Source organism: Lentzea indica, assembly GCF_012184385.1.
GTDB classification, from domain to species: Bacteria; Actinomycetota; Actinomycetes; order Mycobacteriales; family Pseudonocardiaceae; genus Lentzea; species Lentzea indica.
The window spans coordinates 1-1077 of sequence record NZ_VSRL01000566.1; the positions used below are offsets into that span (position 1 = coordinate 1).

General features: G+C 70.1%; 1 pseudogene. It reads left to right on the top strand.

What is annotated here, in order from left to right:
- A pseudogene (locus FXN61_RS49635) lies at positions 1-1077 on the top strand (FtsX-like permease family protein); the annotation flags it as partial.

The window sequence follows — 1077 nt, forward strand, 5'->3', positions numbered from 1 at the left end:
CGGCCGCGAGCCGGGTGCGGCTGATCGCGTCCGGGGAGGCGCTGGTCGGTGCGGTGGCCGGGCTCGTGGTCGGCTTCGGGATCTTCTTCGCGGTCCGGCCGTCCGTCGACCGGATCAGCATCCAGCAGCTGACCGCTTTCCCCTCCGACGTCATGCCGACGCCCGCGCTGACGCTCACCGTGGTGCTGGCGGTGCCGGTGCTCGCGGTGGTCACGTCACTCGTGGCGATGCGCCGCACGATCATCGAACCGCTCGGTGTGGTGCGCGACCAGAAGCCGGTGCGACGCAGGTTGTGGTGGCGGCTCGTGCCCGTGGTGGCCGGGGTGGCGTTGCTGGTCAGCCAGATCGGCAAGATGAGTCCGACGGAGAAGCCGGACCAGTGGCCGGTGGTGTCCGGCGTCGTGCTGCTGATGCTCGGCATCCCCGTGGTGTTGCCCTGGCTGGTGGAGCGGGTGGTGTTCCAGATGCGGGGCCGCACGCCCGCGCTGCAGCTCGCCGTGCGGCGGTTGCAGCTCGACAGCGGCACGGCAGCTCGCGTCGTCGGTGGCGTCGCGGTCGTCCTCGCGGGCACGGTGACGGTGCAGATGATGCTGGCCGGCGTCGAGCAGGAAGTGCGGACCAAGGAGAAGAAACAGGCGTCCTTCAGCTACCTGACCGTCAACCCCGGTCGGGAGGCCGACGCGAACAGCGTCATGGCTTCGCTCGAGAAGAGCACTGGAGTGCTCTCCGTCCACAGGCTCGACCAGACCGTCGGAGAGCTGAACGGCGACTACGTCGTCGCCACCATTGCGCCGTGTGAGGCGCTGAAGCTGAGCTCGCGGGCGACCATCCCGAACTGCACGGACGGCAAGGCCTACGTCGTGCCCGCGAAAGGGCAGGCGTCCGTGCAGGCCGGTGACGTGCTGACGCTCAAGCCCTCGGACGAGAAGTGGACGGTGCCGTCGCTGGAGATGGCCGACGGCACTCAGTCCGGCCTCTTCCTCACCCCGGCTGCGGCCGCCGCCCACGGTCTCGTGGCGCGCCGGTCCGAGTTCATCGCCGAGCTCGACCCGGCCTCGCCTGATGCCGCCGAGCATG